The sequence below is a fragment of the Rhizobium sp. CCGE531 genome (assembly GCF_003627795.1).
Lineage (GTDB): Bacteria > Pseudomonadota > Alphaproteobacteria > Rhizobiales > Rhizobiaceae > Rhizobium.
In genome coordinates this window covers 1,357,487-1,371,129 of sequence record NZ_CP032684.1, presented here as the reverse complement: position 1 = coordinate 1,371,129, position 13,643 = coordinate 1,357,487, and the positions used below count along the sequence as shown (strand labels likewise).

Sequence of the window (13,643 nt, the reverse complement as noted above, 5' to 3'; positions counted from 1 at the left end):
AGCCGGGGCGAAACCCCGGCTTTTTCTTCATTCCATGCCGTCAAATGATTAGAACTTGACGCCGATACCAACCTTGACGCTCTGTTCGTCGTAGCCGCGCGAGAACCGACCGGAGTCGAGGTCGAAGTTCTTCTTGCCGTAGTCCGTGTAGCGGTACTCGAGACGAGCCGTGATGTTGTTGGTGATGAAGGTTTCAGCACCAGCACCGACCGTGTAGCCAACAGCCGTCTTGCTGTCAGACGAGGTAGCGTCCTCGAGCTTGTTCTGACCGATTGCCAGACCGGCCGTGCCGTACAGCATGAACGGGTTGAAGTCGTAACCGAGACGGCCGCGAACCGAGCCGTTGACGCCGTTCTTAGCGGTCAGGCCGTTGCGGGTTGCGTCGGCGCCAGAGTAGCCAAGGTCAGCTTCAACGCCGTATACGATCTGGCCCTGCTGCCAGTTGTAGCCGGTGAAGGCCTGGCCGCCAAAGCCGTAGGCGCTGCCGTTGTGGTTGAAGTGACCTTTGTTCCAGTCGCCTGCACCACCGATATAGAAACCGGACCAGTTGTTGACAACCGGAGCTGCTTCCTGAGCGACGGGCGGCTGCGGGATCTGCTCAACAGCGTCGGCAGCGTGAGCCGCGGTGTAGCCGCCGAGAGCGAGAGCCGAGACCATGAGGGTCGTTGCAAGAGTACGCATACTTTTCTCCTTTCAGGCCCGTGTGCTTCGCTACTATCTTTAACTTCGAAGCGTCACGAGCAATTAAAAAACATCCCTCCCGGATCGAGGTTGAAATTGGAATGCAAATGAGGAATTGGAAGAGCCAAAATATGATATCATTGTGGCACAGACATGGCTGAATTTCGATGTTGCTTCATCGCAACAGATGAATTATTAACCATAACCAATGGTTAAAGCGTGTATACTTATTTTAAACTAAATACATCTCAAGCTTTACATAAGAAACCCAAAGAGCGTCATTTGCTCACGCACCTTTTCATATGGTGTATCGACGCCCTATATGAGCGTCGATTGGATAACGACCAGCAAAAGGCAATCTCTTGAGCCAGGAAAAACTACGCACGGCGTTGATAACGGGCGCTTCCAAAAGAATAGGCTGGGCAATTGCCGAGGATTTGTCGGCCAACGGCTTCGCGGTGGCGTTGCATGCCAACCAATCCTTCGCCGAGGCTTCGGAAATCGTGGCGAAATTGCGGCAAATGGGCCGAAAGGCAATTGCGATCAAGGCGGATCTGCAAAATTTGGCCGATACGTCAACCCTTGTCGAAAGGGCCACGGATGCTCTCGGCCCGCTCGATCTGCTGGTCAACAATGCCTCGGCTTTCCTCGGCGATTCAGCCGATCGTTTCGACGCGGAAGCCTTCGAGGCGCATTTCGCGGTGCATGTTCGCGCGCCTTCGATCCTGGCGGCCGATTTCGTGCGGCAGCTTCCCGAGCCGCATCCGGGACTGATCGTCAACATGGTCGACCAGCGGGTCTGGGCGCTTAATCCGCGCTTCTATTCCTATACGCTGTCGAAGGCAGCACTTTGGACCGCGACGCAGACGATGGCGCAGAGTTTCGCCCCCCGCATCCGCGTCAATGCCATCGGCCCGGGCCCGACGGTGCGCAGCGCGCGCCAGAGCGAAGAGGACTTTCAAGCACAGATCGACGGCCTCATATTAAAGGCGGCGCCGGAGCTCGAAGAATTCGGCCGGACCGTCCGCTTTCTTTTTGACACGCCCTCGATCACGGGCCAAATGATAGCGCTCGATGGCGGCCAGCATCTTGCCTGGGAAACGCCAGACGTGTCGGAGAGTGCGGAATGAACGGAAGAAAGCTGCCCGATGGCGGCGTTCTCTACGACGAATCAGACGATATCGAAGACGACATCGAGGTGGAGGGCGATGCCGCCGCCTCCCCTGTCGCGCCCATCGACTGGAACGAAGGCGGCAGGAACGAGACCGGACTTCGCGGCGCCGAGCTGATCGCCGAATTCGTCAAGCGGCTGCCGAACAATCCCGGCGTCTACCGCATGTTCAACGAGGGTGGTGACGTGCTCTACGTGGGCAAGGCGCGCAGCCTGAAGAAGCGCGTCTCCAATTATGCCTTGGGCAAGGTGCATTCCAACCGCATCGCCCGCATGGTGCGCGAAACCGCCAATATGGAATTCGTCACCACGCGCACGGAGACGGAAGCGCTGCTGCTGGAAGCGAACCTTATCAAGCGCTTGCGCCCGCGCTTCAACGTTCTGCTGCGAGACGACAAATCCTTTCCCTATATTCTGATCACGGGCGATCATCGCGCGCCGGCCATCTTCAAGCACCGTGGCGCGCGCGCGCGCAAGGGCGACTATTTCGGCCCCTTCGCATCGGCTGGCGCCGTCGGCCGCACCATCAATTCGCTGCAGCGCGCCTTCCTGATCCGCACCTGCACGGACAGCGTTTTCGAGACGCGCACACGCCCCTGTCTGCTTCATCAGATCAAACGATGTTCCGGGCCATGCACGCATGAGATCAGCGATGCAGGCTATGGAGAGCTGGTGCAGGAAGCGAAGGACTTCCTTTCGGGCAAGAGCCAGAACGTCAAGGCCCACATGGCCGAGGCGATGAACGCCGCCGCTGAGGATCTGGACTTCGAACGCGCCGCCATCTTCCGCGATCGGCTGGCCGCGCTGTCGCATGTGCAGAGCCATCAGGGCATCAATCCCGCCGGCGTCGAGGAAGCCGATGTCTTCGCGATCCACCACGAGGGCGGCATTTCCTGCATCCAGGTCTTCTTCTTCCGCACGGGCCAGAACTGGGGCAACCGCGCCTATTTCCCGAAGGCCGATCCGTCGCTCTCGGGCGCCGAAGTGCTGAACGCCTTCCTGGCGCAGTTCTATGACGACAAGCCGGTGCCGCGGCAGATCCTGTTGTCGGAGACGGTCGAGGAAATCGAGCTGCTGGCGGCGGCCCTCGGCGAGAAGGCCGGCCACAAGGTTGCGATCCTGGTGCCGCAGCGCGGCGAGAAGCGCGATCTGGTCGAACACGTCATCGCCAATGCCCGCGAGGCACATGGCCGCAAGCTCGCGGAAACCGCCTCGCAATCGCGACTGCTCGAAGGCTTCAAGGAAACGTTCCAGCTTCCCTATGTGCCGCAGCGCATCGAAATATACGACAACTCCCATATCATGGGTACGAATGCCGTGGGCGGCATGGTCGTCGCCGGGCCGGAAGGCTTCGTCAAAAATCAGTACCGCAAGTTCAACATCAAATCGACCGACATCACGCCGGGCGACGACTTCGGCATGATGCGCGAGGTCATGACCCGTCGCTTCTCCCGGCTCCTGAAGGAGGAAGGCAAGCCCGACCGCAGCGGCATGGCTGATGCGACGGTGGATGCAGCCGACCGCCCCTTCCCCGTCTGGCCCGATATCATCCTGATCGACGGCGGCCAGGGGCAGATGACGGCGGTGCGCGCCATTCTCGAGGAGCTCGGGATTACCGACAGCGTCATCGCCATCGGCGTTGCCAAGGGTGTCGACCGCGACGCCGGGCGCGAACGCTTCTTCGCCCCATCGCGCGAAAGCTTCACGCTGCCGCCGCGCGACCCCGTGCTCTATTTCATCCAGCGCCTGCGCGACGAGGCGCACCGCTTCGCCATCGGCTCCCATCGCGCCCGGCGCAAGAAGGAGATGGTGAAAAACCCGCTCGACGAGATCGGCGGCATCGGCCCTTCACGCAAGCGCGCGCTGCTGCAGCATTTCGGCACCGCCAAAGCGGTATCGCGCGCCGCCCTATCGGATTTGATGGCGGTGGAGGGCATATCGGAAGCCGTGGCGCGGCAGGTCTATAATCATTTTCACGAAGACGCCGCGAAATAGAAAAAGCTGGTCGCAAATTCCACGCAATGGCGGTGAAAAAACAGAAACAATATTGACGATAAGGCAGCCAAACCATCATCTAGGATTTGATCCCAAAAAGTGCGAAGCGGTTTTTGGAGAGGATCGAGATCATCAAATGCTCGGAACACGATGAGACCGAAACGGAGCCTCATCGCTGTCCGCCGAGACAACCGAAACGAAACGATTTCCATGGCTTCGCGCGCTTACAGCATCCCCAATCTGCTCACCTACGGCCGCATTCTCTGCGTTCCCCTGATCGTTCTTTGCTTCTTCATCGAAGGCAAGCTGGAAGGCTCCGATTTCGCGCGATGGGTCGCGCTCTGGATCTTCGTCATCGCCTCGATCACCGATTTCCTCGACGGCTATCTCGCGCGCATCTGGAACCAGACCTCGAATATCGGCCGCATGCTCGACCCGATCGCCGACAAGCTGCTGGTCTCCGCGATCCTGCTGCTGGTGGCCGCCGACGGCACGATCGCCGGCTGGTCACTGTGGGCTGCGATCATCATCCTTTGCCGAGAAATACTGGTATCCGGCCTGCGCGAATATATGGCCGGATTGAAAGTGAGCGTTCCCGTGACGCGGATCGCGAAATGGAAGACGACCGCCCAGCTCGTGGCCATCGCCTTCCTTCTGGCTGGGCCGGCGGGCGACAAGGTGCTACCCTATACGACGGAGATGGGCATCGTCTTGCTCTGGATCGCGGCGCTTTTGACCATCTACACCGGCTACGATTATTTCCGCGCCGGGCTGAAGCATGTCGTGGATGAGGAATGATGACGAAGCTCGTCTATTTCGCCTGGGTGCGTGAGCGGATCGGCAAAGCGGAGGAGGATATTTCCCTGCCCGCCGATGTCGTCACCGTCGGCGATCTCCTCAGTCATTTGAAGAGCTTGGGAGAGGAATACGAGGCAGCACTTCAATTCCCCGAGGCGATCCGCGTCGCCATCGACATGGAACATGCCGATCACGACGAGCCCATCGTCGGAGCGCGGGAGATCGGGCTCTTCCCACCGATGACGGGGGGGTGAGGAGCGGTCGGGCGACGGCCCGAGCAATCGATCCAGTGAATCGATTGCAGCGACGAACGCCCTGAGCCAAGGCGAAGGGCCGGAAGGTCCTCAGCCCGATTGCGAGGACGATCAAGGAAATTGCGATGATTTCACCATTCGTCAAAGTTCAGCGCGAGGATTTCGATCTCCAGGCGGAGATCGACCGGCTGACCGACGGGCGGCGCGACATCGGCGCGGTCGTGACCTTCTCCGGCCTCTGCCGTGACGAAGGCGGCACTTTGGGTGCGCTGGAACTCGAACATTATCCGGGCATGGCGGAGGCGGAGATCACCCGCATTGCCACACTTGCCATCGAACGCTTCGAGCTTCTTGGCCTCACCGCCATCCACCGCTACGGCAAGATCGCGCCCGGCGAGAATATCGTCCTCGTCATCGCCGCCGCACCACATCGGCAGGCCGCTTTCGACGGCGCCAATTTCGTCATGGATTTCCTGAAAACCTCCGCGCCTTTCTGGAAGAAGGAGCATGGCAGGGATGGCGCGCAAGGCGGCTGGGTTTCCGCCAAGGATGCCGACGGTGCGGCGCGCGACAAATGGGCCGGCAATAAATAGGTTTAAGGCACCACCCGCTCGCGGCGGCTCAAGACCAGCAGCAGCACGAGCAGCGAGAAGATGACAAAGTCGCGCCACAGGAACGGGCCGTAGGCGCCCCACATCGTTTCGGTGAGGCCGAGGAGTGCTGCTCCGCCCGCCGACTTCAGCGGATCGGAATAGCCGCCGACCGCCGCAATCATCAGCACCTTGAGCCCGAACATCAGCCCTGCCCCGAAATCCATCGTTCCGTAATAGGAGGTGGCGAGCAGGCCACAGATGGTCGCGACGAGCGCGGAGGCGACATAGGCCAGCAGGAAGACGCGATTGGCGCTGGCACCGCAAAGTTCGGCGGCAAGCGCATCGTCGGTCACCGCCCGCCAGATGCGGCCCCATGCGGTGCGTTTCAGCACATAGGCGCCTGCAAGAACGACCAGGATCATCAAGGCGGTATTGAGCAGCTGGATTTCGGTCAGCGTCACGCGGAAATCACCGCTATCCCAGAAGACGATCGCACCGTTCAGGAAAGGCGGCAGCCAGATGCCACGCGTGTTGGAGGCCAGCCGGGCGGTTTCCATGAGAATGATCATCATGCCGAGTGCCGCGACGATGACGGTATTCGGGGACTTGCGCGACAAGGGCAGCATGATCGCGCGGCCGACGAGAAGGCTGGTGCCAAGCGTATAGCCGACGGCGATCACGGCGCCGAAGGCAAAGGCCGCCGGCAGGATCAGATACATTCTCGTGTAGCCGACATCGGTAAAGAGCACGAGCATCTGGCCGGCAAAGGCGAACAGCGCGCCATAGGTGATATCGGCCCGCTTCATAACCCCGAACGCAATGGAATAGCCGAAGGCCAGCGCCGCATAGAGTGCAGCGAGCGGAACGGCATTCGCCAGTTGCTGCAGAAGATAGGCCATTCACCCCTCCGAGGAACAGGCAAATAGTAACTGGCAAAATGAATTTTACCAGTTATAATTTTCTCCATGAGCTTTTCCTGGACCCCACATCGTTTTTCCGGTGGCGCACTCGCGCTCGATGTCGCCAATAGCGTCATCCTGCGCCATGACGACGAGCGCCGGATCGACCGCTTTGAAGCGCATGGACAGATGGAGAGCTTTCCGAAGGCGGCCATGAATTTCTGCGCCGAGCGGACGCTCTTCGGTGATATCCTGCCTGTGCGGCGGGAAGACAAGGCCGACTTCATCTCATTGCGCGAGACGATCGACCGCTATTTCCGGGCGCGCGTTCTCGGCGAGCCCGCCGACCTGCTTCTGGCCGATCTTCTTGCCGCGTTGGCGAAGGTCTTGCGGCAAGCCTCGGCCGATGGGCTCGATGCCGCGACCGTACATTCGACGCTGCGCCTCATCGCCATGTCCGATCCCGAGCGGATGAAAATATGCCGCAACTGCGGCTGGCTCTTCATCGACCGCAGCAAGAACAAGAGCCGCGCCTGGTGCGATATGGCGGTCTGCGGCAACCGCGCCAAGGCAAGCCGGCATTACCGGCGCAAGAAGGAGGAGACCGCGCCATGACAATGCGAAGGATCATGCTGACAACGATGAGCATTGGGATAATCGCCGGCCTGTCGCTGGCCGGCTGCCAGAGGAAAGACGATGACGGCCCGACCCAGCTTACCGGCCGCCTCTTTGTGTTCAACTACCGCGTGGCGAGCGCGAGCTACATGATCACGCTGAAGAAGATCGCCCCGATCCCCGAGGGAACGACCGCCGTGGCGGAATTCGAAAATCCAGCGGGCGGCGATCCGCTCGTCGTCAACCAGAAGATCTATACCTTCTGGGACAAGATCACGCTGGAAAGTCCGGACCTGCACTGCGTGCGCAAAGACCGCCCTTACTCCGTTTCGATCAAGCTGGTGGACGCCGGCGACAAGACGATCCAGACGATCAAGACTGAGGTCAAATCCGATCTCGACCAGACGGTGCTGCCGACCAAGCCGCTCGTCGTCGGCCCGGTCTATACCGCCAATCCGGATATTTTCAAGGGTGACGGCAGCGCCGATTACGGGCATGATGCCGCCTGTCCGGCATGAAAAAAGCCGGGATCGAGATCCCGGCTTTCATGAGTCAATTCAAATCGTTCAGCATCAGAGCTGAGAGGCCGATTCAGCCGACGATTTCGGTTTCCGAGAACCAGTAGGCGATTTCGACGGCAGCCGTTTCCGGAGCGTCCGAGCCGTGAACGGAGTTTTCGCCGATCGAAAGCGCGAAGGTCTTGCGGATCGTGCCTTCGTCAGCGTTTGCCGGGTTGGTCGCGCCCATGATTTCGCGGTTCTTCAGGATGGCGTTTTCGCCTTCCAGGACCTGAACGATGGTCGGGCCGGAGGTCATGCCTTCGACGAGCTCACCGAAGAAAGGACGCTCCTTGTGAACGGCGTAGAAGCCTTCAGCTTCGCGCTTGCTCATCCAGACGCGCTTGGAGGCGATGACGCGCAGGCCGTTGTCTTCAAAAACCTTGGTGATGGCGCCGGTCAGGTTGCGCTTCGTCGCGTCCGGCTTGATCATCGAGAAAGTACGTTCAATCGCCATGGATCCATTCCTTGTAATCAGAGAAAAGTGGGCGGTGTTTACCTGCCTCAAAGCCCGAAAACAAGGGGGATCGGCCAATTTCACGCTGCTGTCACAGTCCGAGCGGCCGATTCGCAGTCAGCCAGGCCGCGAAGCGGTGGCTCGGTGGCGGACTTCGCGCGCGACATCATCATGACCATGGAGGAGATGCATATGCTCAGACATTTCAAAATGCTCGCGGATTACAATCGTTGGGCCAATGTTCAGGTCTACGACGCTGCGGCACGCCTCAGCGATACGGAATTCCACGAAGATCGCGGCGCCTTCTTCGGTTCGCTCCACGGAACGCTGAACCATCTGCTGGTGGCGGACCGGTTGTGGATGCATCGTTTCAACGGCACGGGTGAAATACCGAGGGCGTTGGACGTCGGCCTGCACGACGATCTAGCCGGGCTTCGGACGATGCGGGAGGCGGAGGATCGGCGCATCACGGACTGGGTAGAAGCGCTCGATGCCGATGCTCTTGCCGCCGACATCACCTATACATCCGTGCTGCGGCCAGGCGCCATTACCGTTCCCCTCCATCTGGCAGTGGCACATATGTTCAACCACCACACCCATCACCGCGGCCAATGCCACATGATCCTGACCTCCATGGGCAAGCCGTCCCTGGTGCTGGATCTCCTGCATTTCCTGCGCAGCGAAGGACAGCATTGGATGTAGCCAAGAGGGGAACCGTCGTTCCCCATCTTCGCCTGGGCGTTCACCACATGCCTCATTTTGTTGCGCTGCGACGAGGACCGGCGATTTTGTTCATGTTCCCTTAACCTGCCCTCCTACAGATTGATAGGATATATCAGATCACGGTCACGGGCAGGCATGAAGAACTCCCACAAAAGCGTTTCGGCATATTCCATCGATGACGATGAAACGGAAACCGAGCTCGAGGTTATCGGCCGCTTCATGACGCGGCTGAAGGTGAAGAACCTGCCGCGCAACTATCAGCTCTTCCATGAAGCGCTCTATGGCCAGGACCGTTGTCTTGCCGAAGAGGTCGAGGCGCTGGGCGCTCTTCCCTCGCAAAACGGGCTCGACGAAATCGGCCTGAAGCATCGCCTTGTCAGCCATTGCGGGCTGGTGGCCCGTAAATCGGAAAGCGATGCGGCCGAAATGCTGCGCGAAGTCGCGGATCAGCTCGCCAAGGGGCTGATGAAGAAGCAACGTTTTGTTCGCGAGATCGACGCCACCCCGCTTGGCTATGCCGCTCTCGACAGCCTCAATGCCTCGCTCAGCAACCTCATGCTCTATGAAACGGAGCTGACCGAGCGGCTGCGCAACTGCGCGAACCCGTCGAAGTCCTCGCAAAACGCTACCACCTAAGCGTCTTCACACTCTTGCCTTCGGCGCCGAGTTCGGCCAAAACCGCGCCATGATTTCGATTTCCGACCTCTCCGCCCGGATCGCCGGCCGTCTTCTCATCGACCATGCCAACGTGACGCTTCCGGCGGGCGCGAAGGCGGGTCTTGTCGGCAAGAATGGCGCTGGCAAGTCCACGCTGTTCAGGATCATCACCGGCGATCTCGCCGCGGAAAGCGGTTCGGTCTCGATCCCGCGCAATGCCCGCATCGGCCAGGTTGCGCAGGAAGCGCCAGGTACCGAGGATCCGCTGATCGATATCGTGCTTGCGGCCGACAAGGAACGCTCCGCCTTGCTTGTGGAAGCCGAAACCGCCACCGACCCGCATCGCATCGCCGATATCCAGACCCGGCTTGCCGATATCGGCGCGCATTCGGCCGAAGCGCGCGCCGCCAGCATCCTTGCCGGCCTCGGCTTCGACCACGAGGCGCAGAAGCGCCCGGCGTCCTCCTTCTCCGGCGGCTGGCGCATGCGCGTCGCCCTTGCCGCCGTGCTGTTCTCCGAGCCGGATCTTCTGCTGCTCGACGAACCGACGAACTATCTCGACCTTGAAGGCACGCTCTGGCTGGAAGACTATATTCGCCGCTACCCGCATACGGTCATCATCATCTCGCACGACCGCGATCTTTTGAACACGGCGGTCAATTCCATCGTGCATCTCGACCAGAAGAAGCTCACCTTCTATCGCGGCTCCTACGATCAGTTCGAGCGGCAGAAGGCCGAGGCCGACGAGCTGCAGATGAAGGCGAAAGCCAAGAACGACGCCGCGCGCAAGCATCTGCAGAGCTTTATCGACCGTTTCAAGGCCAAGGCCTCCAAGGCCAAGCAGGCGCAATCGCGCGTTAAGGCGCTGGAGCGAATGGGAACCGTCGCCGCCGTCATCGAAGACCATGTGATGGGCTTCAGCTTTCCGGAACCGGAAAAGCAGCCTGCCTCGCCCATCATAGCGATCAGCGGCGGCGCCGTCGGCTATGAACCGGAAAAGCCGATCCTGAAGCGCCTGAACCTGCGTATCGACGCAGACGACCGCATCGCCCTGCTCGGCTCGAACGGCAACGGCAAATCGACCTTCGCGAAATTCATTTCGGGCCGACTCGGCGCGGAAAGCGGTGACGTCAAGCTGGCGCCGAGCCTGAAGATCGGCTTCTTCGCCCAACACCAGCTCGACGACCTCATCCCCAACCAGACCGCTGTCGAACATGTTCGCCGTCGCATGCCCGAAACGCCGGAGGCGAAGGTGCGCGCCCGCGTCGCTCAGATGGGCCTTGCGACCGAGAAGATGGACACGCAGGTCAAGGATCTCTCTGGCGGCGAGAAGGCGCGGCTGCTGATGGGCCTCGCCGCCTTCGACGCGCCGAACCTGCTGATCCTCGACGAACCGACCAACCATCTCGACATCGACAGCCGCAATGCGCTGATCCAGGCACTGAACGACTATTCCGGCGCGGTCATCCTGATCTCGCACGACCGACATCTGATCGAAGCCACCGTCGACCGGCTCTGGCTGGTGCGCGACGGCACGGTCACGACCTTCGACGGCGACCTGGAAGAATACCGCAGCCTCGTGGTCGCCAGCCCGAAGTCGAAGGACGACAAGGCCAAGATGAATGGCATCGACGATTCCGTTTCCAAGGCCGACCAGCGCAAGCTCAACGCCGATCGGCGCGCATCGCTTGCTCCACTCAAGAAGAAGATCAATGAAATCGAATCCTTGACCGGTAAGCTTGAGAAATTGATTCAGGCGCTTGATGTGGAACTTGCGGATCCCGCGCTCTACGAAAAGGCGCCGGCAAAAGCTGCTGAAAAGGCAAAGCAGCGTTCTGACGCCGCTGAAAAGCTCGCCGCGGCCGAGGAGCAATGGCTGGAACTCTCATCGGAATACGAAAGCGGCATGGCCGGCTGAAGCGCATCGCGATCTTAACCGTTTCGCGACCGATCCTAACCGATCATTAACCATAACTGCGGAAAATACGCTCAACTTTCATAGACATAATTGTTGAGCGATTCTGATGAATTACCGTGTTCTGCTGGCTGGCCTCGCCGTGTCCCTGGCTCTGGGAGGATGTGCGACGAAACCGGCCAACGATGCATCGCTCAAGAGCGGCTACGCTGCCGAAGAGCCGCGTCACAAGCCGCTAAAGGCGAATGATCCCGTAGAGATGGAGCCGAAGAAATGGCTCGTCGCCGATCTCGAGACCCGCGCGCTGGAGGACGCCAGCGGACCGCACGATCTTGCCGGCCGCACACTGGAAGTCTCCTCGCTCAAGGACATCAAGCTCGCCGACAAGGAAGTCATCCTGACCTTCGACGATGGCCCCGCGCCCGGCAAGACGGAGCGCATCCTTGCCACGCTCGACAGGTTCGGCGTCAAGGCGGCCTTCATGATGGTCGGGGAAATGGCGCAGGCCCATCCGGCGACCGCTCGCGAAGTCCTCGCCCATGGCGACGCAATCGGCAGCCATACCTTCCGCCATCCCGATCTCGACAAGATGACCTTCGACGCGGCGATGACCGAGATCGCCCGTGGCAAGGATGCCGTCACCAAGGCGATCGGCACGAATGTCCCCTTCTTTCGTTTCCCCTATCTTGCCGACTCCAAGCGCCTGCGCACGGCGATTGCCGGCCGGGACATGATCGTCATGGACGTGGATATCGACAGCAAGGATTACTTCACGTCGACGCCCCTTTCGGTGGTGGACCGCACCATGAAGCAGCTCTATCGGCGCGGCCGCGGCATCGTCCTGATGCACGATATCCACCAGCGCACGGTCCGGATGCTGCCTGTTCTTCTGAGCCGCCTCGAGAAAGAGGGCTACAAGGTCGTTACGCTGAAATACAGGCACGCTCCGGCTCCGGCGACCAACCTGGTTGCCCAGGCCGACACCAAAATGGTGCGCTGAGGCGGGCTTGCAAACGAACATCGACGCAGACGCCTAGCTCAATGGTTGCACGGCGTTCAGATACGCTTGAAACGCGCCGAGCGGCATGGTTAGTTGCTGCGTGATCACGAAGAGCGGGCCAGCTCGCCCGCTCGTATCCGGGGGGAGTAACATATGGATCGTCGTTCATTTCTGAGGAAAGCCGGCGTCGCCGGCGCCGGCTCGGTTGCAGCTGCTGCAACCCTTGCCGCTCCGGCCATTGCCCAGAGCAATCCGAAGATCAATTGGCGCCTGACGTCATCGTTTCCGAAGTCGCTGGATACGATCTATGGCGGCGGCGAAGTGCTGTCGAAATACGTCTCGGAAGCTACCGATGGCAATTTCAACATCCAGGTGTTTGCAGCCGGCGAAATCGTGCCCGGCCTGCAGGCAGCCGACGCGACCTCGGCGGGCACCGTCGAGGCCTGCCATTCGGTCGCCTATTATTATTGGGGCAAGGATCCGGTCTGGGCCCTGGGCGCGGCCGTTCCCTTCGCGCTTAACGCTCGCGGCATGAACGCCTGGCAATATCATGGCGGCGGCATCGATCTCTTCAACGAGTTCCTGGCGACGCAGGGGCTGATCGGCTTTCCGGCCGGCAATACGGGCGTGCAGATGGGTGGCTGGTTCCGCAAGGAAATCAATACGGTCGCCGATCTCAAGGGCCTGAAGATGCGTATCGGCGGCTTTGCCGGCAAGGTCGTCGAACGCCTCGGCGTCGTGCCGCAGCAGATCGCCGGCGGCGATATCTACCCGGCACTGGAAAAAGGCACCATCGATGCCGCCGAATGGGTCGGCCCCTATGACGACGAAAAGCTCGGCTTCTACAAAGTGGCGCCCTATTACTACTATCCCGGCTGGTGGGAAGGCGGCCCGACCGTGCATGTCATGTTCAACAAGGCCGCCTATGAGGGCCTGCCCAAGGCCTATCAGTCTCTGCTGCGCACGGCCGCACAGGCGACCGACGCCAACATGCTGCAGAAATACGACTATCTGAACCCTGCCGCCATCAAGCGCGTCGTAGCCGAAGGCGCGAAGCTCAGGCCGTTCAGCACCGAAATCATGAACGCCTGCTTCGACAAGGCCAATGAGGTCTATGCGGAAATGGAAGCCAACAACCCGACCTTCAAGAAGATCTGGGGCTCGATCAAGGGCTTCCGCGGCCAGCATTATCTCTATGCCCAGGTCGCCGAATACAGCTATGACGTCTACATGATGACGCTGCAGCGTGCCGGCAAAATCTGACCGGCTCGCGGTTTTGAGACACATAACCCCGGAGCAGCGCTCCGGGGTTTTTCATTGTGCCCAAT

General features: G+C 60.3%; 15 protein-coding genes. 12 read left to right on the top strand and 3 right to left on the bottom strand.

The features are described 5' to 3' along the window. Positions 1 to 48: 48 nt before the first annotated feature. Complete coding sequence (locus CCGE531_RS06760; protein ID WP_120663499.1) at positions 49 to 681, bottom strand: outer membrane protein; 633 nt, start codon at positions 679 to 681, stop codon at positions 49 to 51. Positions 682 to 1,043: 362 nt separating this feature from the next. Here CCGE531_RS06760 and CCGE531_RS06755 point away from each other — a divergent pair, with 362 nt between their 5' ends. From CCGE531_RS06755 to CCGE531_RS06730, 5 genes are all read left to right on the top strand, one after another. Next, entirely contained in the window at positions 1,044 to 1,811 is a 768-nt protein-coding gene (locus CCGE531_RS06755) for an SDR family oxidoreductase (protein ID WP_120663498.1), read from the top strand. After that, positions 1,808 to 3,847: an excinuclease ABC subunit UvrC gene (gene uvrC, locus CCGE531_RS06750; protein WP_120663497.1), complete on the top strand. Its 2,040-nt coding sequence runs from the start codon at positions 1,808 to 1,810 to the stop codon at positions 3,845 to 3,847. The genes CCGE531_RS06755 and uvrC overlap by 4 nt, the downstream gene beginning before the upstream one ends. A gap of 210 nt (positions 3,848 to 4,057) precedes the next feature. Next, on the top strand, positions 4,058 to 4,645 hold the full coding sequence (pgsA, locus tag CCGE531_RS06740) for a CDP-diacylglycerol--glycerol-3-phosphate 3-phosphatidyltransferase (protein ID WP_120663495.1): 588 nt from the start codon (positions 4,058 to 4,060) through the stop codon (positions 4,643 to 4,645). Next, on the top strand, positions 4,645 to 4,899 hold the full coding sequence (gene moaD, locus CCGE531_RS06735; protein WP_120666573.1) for a molybdopterin converting factor subunit 1: 255 nt from the start codon (positions 4,645 to 4,647) through the stop codon (positions 4,897 to 4,899). Before pgsA ends, moaD begins: the two co-directional genes overlap by 1 nt. A 125-nt stretch (positions 4,900 to 5,024) precedes the next feature. Then, positions 5,025 to 5,492 (top strand): molybdenum cofactor biosynthesis protein MoaE, encoded by a 468-nt coding sequence (locus tag CCGE531_RS06730; protein WP_120663494.1) that lies wholly within the window; start codon positions 5,025 to 5,027, stop codon positions 5,490 to 5,492. 2 nt (positions 5,493 to 5,494) lie between these two features. Here the strand turns inward: CCGE531_RS06730 and CCGE531_RS06725 are convergent, their stop codons facing one another. After that, positions 5,495 to 6,391 carry a branched-chain amino acid ABC transporter permease gene (locus tag CCGE531_RS06725; protein WP_120663493.1) on the bottom strand — a complete coding sequence of 299 codons (897 nt, stop codon included), beginning with the start codon at positions 6,389 to 6,391 and terminating at the stop codon, positions 5,495 to 5,497. 66 nt (positions 6,392 to 6,457) lie between these two features. On the opposite strand from CCGE531_RS06725, the gene CCGE531_RS06720 reads away from it, so the two are divergent. Then, positions 6,458 to 7,006, top strand: a complete 549-nt coding sequence (locus CCGE531_RS06720; RefSeq protein ID WP_120663492.1) for a CGNR zinc finger domain-containing protein — start codon at positions 6,458 to 6,460, stop codon at positions 7,004 to 7,006. After that, positions 7,003 to 7,524, top strand: coding sequence for a hypothetical protein (locus CCGE531_RS06715; protein WP_120663491.1), 522 nt, complete (start codon positions 7,003 to 7,005; stop codon positions 7,522 to 7,524). Before CCGE531_RS06720 ends, CCGE531_RS06715 begins: the two co-directional genes overlap by 4 nt. 73 nt (positions 7,525 to 7,597) lie before the next feature. On the opposite strand, the gene ndk is transcribed toward CCGE531_RS06715, so the two are convergent. Further along, positions 7,598 to 8,020, bottom strand: coding sequence for a nucleoside-diphosphate kinase (gene ndk, locus CCGE531_RS06710; protein ID WP_004122188.1), 423 nt, complete (start codon positions 8,018 to 8,020; stop codon positions 7,598 to 7,600). Between the two features lie 192 nt (positions 8,021 to 8,212). Between ndk and CCGE531_RS06705 the strand changes: the two genes are divergently transcribed. The 5 genes from CCGE531_RS06705 (at position 8,213) to CCGE531_RS06685 (ending at position 13,578) form a co-directional block, all read left to right on the top strand. After that, positions 8,213 to 8,722, top strand: a complete 510-nt coding sequence (locus tag CCGE531_RS06705; RefSeq protein WP_120666571.1) for a DinB family protein — start codon at positions 8,213 to 8,215, stop codon at positions 8,720 to 8,722. Positions 8,723 to 8,878: 156 nt separating this feature from the next. Continuing rightward, positions 8,879 to 9,379, top strand: a complete 501-nt coding sequence (locus CCGE531_RS06700; protein ID WP_120663490.1) for a hypothetical protein — start codon at positions 8,879 to 8,881, stop codon at positions 9,377 to 9,379. Between the two features lie 49 nt (positions 9,380 to 9,428). Next, positions 9,429 to 11,318, top strand: coding sequence for an ABC-F family ATP-binding cassette domain-containing protein (locus tag CCGE531_RS06695; RefSeq protein WP_120663489.1), 1,890 nt, complete (start codon positions 9,429 to 9,431; stop codon positions 11,316 to 11,318). Between the two features lie 106 nt (positions 11,319 to 11,424). Continuing rightward, positions 11,425 to 12,315 carry a polysaccharide deacetylase family protein gene (locus tag CCGE531_RS06690; protein WP_120663488.1) on the top strand — a complete coding sequence of 297 codons (891 nt, stop codon included), beginning with the start codon at positions 11,425 to 11,427 and terminating at the stop codon, positions 12,313 to 12,315. A gap of 153 nt (positions 12,316 to 12,468) precedes the next feature. Further along, positions 12,469 to 13,578, top strand: a complete 1,110-nt coding sequence (locus tag CCGE531_RS06685) for a TRAP transporter substrate-binding protein (protein ID WP_120663487.1) — start codon at positions 12,469 to 12,471, stop codon at positions 13,576 to 13,578. Positions 13,579 to 13,643: the final 65 nt, after the last annotated feature.

Coding starts and splice junctions, on each gene's coding strand:
- CCGE531_RS06695 (WP_120663489.1), top strand. CDS start 9,429: ATGATTTCGATTTCCGACCTCTCCGCCCGGATCGCCGGCCGTCTTCTC.
- CCGE531_RS06690 (WP_120663488.1), top strand. CDS start 11,425: ATGAATTACCGTGTTCTGCTGGCTGGCCTCGCCGTGTCCCTGGCTCTG.
- CCGE531_RS06725 (WP_120663493.1), bottom strand. CDS start 6,391: ATGGCCTATCTTCTGCAGCAACTGGCGAATGCCGTTCCGCTCGCTGCA.
- CCGE531_RS06705 (WP_120666571.1), top strand. CDS start 8,213: ATGCTCAGACATTTCAAAATGCTCGCGGATTACAATCGTTGGGCCAAT.
- pgsA (WP_120663495.1), top strand. CDS start 4,058: ATGGCTTCGCGCGCTTACAGCATCCCCAATCTGCTCACCTACGGCCGC.
- CCGE531_RS06715 (WP_120663491.1), top strand. CDS start 7,003: ATGACAATGCGAAGGATCATGCTGACAACGATGAGCATTGGGATAATC.
- CCGE531_RS06700 (WP_120663490.1), top strand. CDS start 8,879: ATGAAGAACTCCCACAAAAGCGTTTCGGCATATTCCATCGATGACGAT.
- uvrC (WP_120663497.1), top strand. CDS start 1,808: ATGAACGGAAGAAAGCTGCCCGATGGCGGCGTTCTCTACGACGAATCA.
- ndk (WP_004122188.1), bottom strand. CDS start 8,020: ATGGCGATTGAACGTACTTTCTCGATGATCAAGCCGGACGCGACGAAG.
- CCGE531_RS06730 (WP_120663494.1), top strand. CDS start 5,025: ATGATTTCACCATTCGTCAAAGTTCAGCGCGAGGATTTCGATCTCCAG.
- CCGE531_RS06720 (WP_120663492.1), top strand. CDS start 6,458: ATGAGCTTTTCCTGGACCCCACATCGTTTTTCCGGTGGCGCACTCGCG.
- CCGE531_RS06760 (WP_120663499.1), bottom strand. CDS start 681: ATGCGTACTCTTGCAACGACCCTCATGGTCTCGGCTCTCGCTCTCGGC.
- CCGE531_RS06685 (WP_120663487.1), top strand. CDS start 12,469: ATGGATCGTCGTTCATTTCTGAGGAAAGCCGGCGTCGCCGGCGCCGGC.
- moaD (WP_120666573.1), top strand. CDS start 4,645: ATGACGAAGCTCGTCTATTTCGCCTGGGTGCGTGAGCGGATCGGCAAA.